This is a genomic window from uncultured Rothia sp., assembly GCF_937976295.1.
Lineage (GTDB): Bacteria > Actinomycetota > Actinomycetes > Actinomycetales > Micrococcaceae > Rothia.
Genome location: NZ_CALJRY010000258.1, coordinates 1 through 2,106, shown reverse-complemented (window position 1 = coordinate 2,106; position 2,106 = coordinate 1). Strand labels below are relative to the sequence as shown.

Annotated in this window: 4 protein-coding genes and 1 pseudogene; all 5 read right to left on the bottom strand. The window is 56.1% G+C overall.

Going from position 1 to position 2,106, the window contains the following annotated elements; translation table 11 throughout:
- Positions 1-286, bottom strand: a pseudogene (locus Q0216_RS06970) (hypothetical protein); the annotation flags it as partial.
- A gap of 517 nt (positions 287-803) precedes the next feature.
- Positions 804-1,091, bottom strand: a complete 288-nt coding sequence (locus Q0216_RS06965; protein WP_005506733.1) for an HU family DNA-binding protein — start codon at positions 1,089-1,091, stop codon at positions 804-806.
- Between the two features lie 92 nt (positions 1,092-1,183).
- A complete protein-coding gene (rpsN, locus tag Q0216_RS06960) occupies positions 1,184-1,489 on the bottom strand; it encodes a 30S ribosomal protein S14 (RefSeq protein ID WP_005506731.1) in 306 nt (101 codons plus the stop codon).
- Positions 1,490-1,491: 2 nt separating this feature from the next.
- Positions 1,492-1,662, bottom strand: a complete 171-nt coding sequence (gene rpmG, locus Q0216_RS06955) for a 50S ribosomal protein L33 (RefSeq protein WP_004005967.1) — start codon at positions 1,660-1,662, stop codon at positions 1,492-1,494.
- Positions 1,663-1,665: 3 nt separating this feature from the next.
- Complete coding sequence (gene rpmB, locus Q0216_RS06950; RefSeq protein ID WP_004005966.1) at positions 1,666-1,902, bottom strand: 50S ribosomal protein L28; 237 nt, start codon at positions 1,900-1,902, stop codon at positions 1,666-1,668.
- Positions 1,903-2,106 lie beyond the last annotated feature (204 nt).

The following is a 2,106-nucleotide window of genomic DNA, read 5'->3' as shown; positions in this document are numbered from 1 at the left end:
CTTCGGTGACGGTGACGGTGCCCTGGGAGCTGCTTGCGGTGGCGCTCGGGGAGGCTGCGTCGCTTGCCTTAACGGTGACCTTGCCGTTGCCTGCGTTGACTGCTGCGTCAGCGCTGGAGGATGCCTTGGCGGTTGCAGTGGCGGTGGGTGCCGGGCTGGAGGTGTTCTGAGTACCGCAGGCGCTCAGACCGAGTGCTGCGATTGCTGCGATGGACAGTGCTACCGCGCCGGTGCGGAGGCGGTGGTTGGTGTGCTGCGCGGAAGTACGCTGAGCGGGGCGTGCCATGAGGTGGTTCTCCTTGTGCGTCCCGGAGGGTCGGTCGTCCGGGGTTTGTATGGTTGATTTTCCGGCTGGGTTGGTGCCGTTGTGTATTGTGTGTGGCTTTTCCTTAGCCGGTGACTCCAGCTTAGGGTGTGAGTCTAAGATTGAGCTTTAGTTTGCTGTGTTTAAGCTGTGCCCAGACGGCGGTGTATAAGTATTTTTCCCAGCGGGGTTTCATATTCGCGGTTTTTTGCTCAGCTTATGCATAGCTTTCTGCCCAAATGTATAAATTTTCTTTATTTTTTCTGTAGTACATCATAGCTTCTCCTGTGAAAACGGGCTACATTCTGTGTTTTATAGCTCGAGTTGAAGGTTAGGGTTCTAAATACCCACCTTGCACACGCCCCACCGCGTGCACCTTCCCAGCCCCACCTCGCTATACCCCCGCCACATACACTTAGACCAAGAGATAGCATTCGACATAACAAAAGACCCTCACCGTAAAGGTGAGGGTCTTTCATCAGATTCAAAGTCTCAAGAATTACTTCTTCTTAGCGACTGCTGCCTTCAGCTTGGAGCCTGCGGTCAGCTTCACGCCGTGACCGGCGGGAATCTGAATGGTTTCGCCGGTCTGCGGGTTACGGCCGGTACGAGCTGCACGGTCAGTACGCTCAATTGCCATCCAACCGGGGATGGTGATCTTCTCGCCCTTGGAGACGGAAGACTCGAAAACCTGGAACACTGCATCGAGGACTGCATTCACGGTTGCCTGGCTCTTGCCAGACTTCTCTGCAACCTCTGCAACGAGTTCGGTACGGTTCTTAGCCATTAGGGTGCCCCTTCCAGAGACTTAAGGTTTGAGTCTAAAGCGAGTGACCGTCGGTGACGACGGAAAACCGTTTAGGAACTAAAATACCAGATTTACCAGCTGGACTTGGTGATACCGGGCAGCTCGCCACGGTGTGCCATCTCGCGGAACCGCACGCGGGAGATACCGAACTTCTGGAAGGTACCGCGGGGACGGCCGTCGATCTGGTCGCGGTTACGCACGCGAACGGGGGAAGCGTTGCGGGGCAGCTTCTGCAGTGCCACGCGTGCTGCTTCGCGCTCCTCGGGGGTAGCGTTCTCGTCGATCAGGGTCTTCTTCAGCGCGATACGCTTCTCGTTGTAGCGAGCGACGATGACCTTGCGCTGCTCGTTGCGAGCGATCTTGGACTTCTTAGCCATTCTTAGCGCTCCTCTCGGAAGTCAACGTGCTTGCGGACGACGGGGTCGTACTTCTTCAGCACCATACGGTCGGGGTTGTTGCGGCGGTTCTTACGGGTCACGTAGGTGTAACCGGTGCCAGCAGTGGACTTGAGCTTGATGATAGGACGGAGGTCCTTAGCCTTGGATGCCATTTACTAGATCTTCTCCCCGCGTGCGATGATTTCTGCAACAACGGCATCGATGCCACGAGCATCGATAACCTTGATGCCCTTAGCGGACACGTTCAGGGTTACCTTACGACGCAGCGAAGGAACCCAGTAGGTCTTCTTCTGAACGTTCGGGTCGAATCGACGCTTGTTGCGGCGATGCGAGTGCGAAATGCTGTGTCCAAAGCCGGGAACAGCTCCGGTCACCTGGCAGACTGCTGCCATGTTTCACTCCTTTATTGATTGACTTTTATGACGGTACGCAGTCGATGTTACTCGTGAGCGTCCCGCCACCAATGTAGAAGCACCGGGTTATTCGCCGGGCTAGAGTGTTTGAGATCGTCACGTGGGTGAGAGGCCACGCATCGATCCCCGCCGCGGGAAAAACGGTGAAGCTTATTAGTGTCGAGAGGCGTTTCCACCACTACG

What these genes read in the sequence shown, in the direction of transcription:
- Q0216_RS06965 (WP_005506733.1), bottom strand. Translation starts at nt 1,091, where the DNA reads ATGGCTAAGAACCGTACCGAACTCGTTGCAGAGGTTGCAGAGAAGTCT.
- rpsN (WP_005506731.1), bottom strand. Translation starts at nt 1,489, where the DNA reads ATGGCTAAGAAGTCCAAGATCGCTCGCAACGAGCAGCGCAAGGTCATC.
- rpmG (WP_004005967.1), bottom strand. Translation starts at nt 1,662, where the DNA reads ATGGCATCCAAGGCTAAGGACCTCCGTCCTATCATCAAGCTCAAGTCC.
- rpmB (WP_004005966.1), bottom strand. Translation starts at nt 1,902, where the DNA reads ATGGCAGCAGTCTGCCAGGTGACCGGAGCTGTTCCCGGCTTTGGACAC.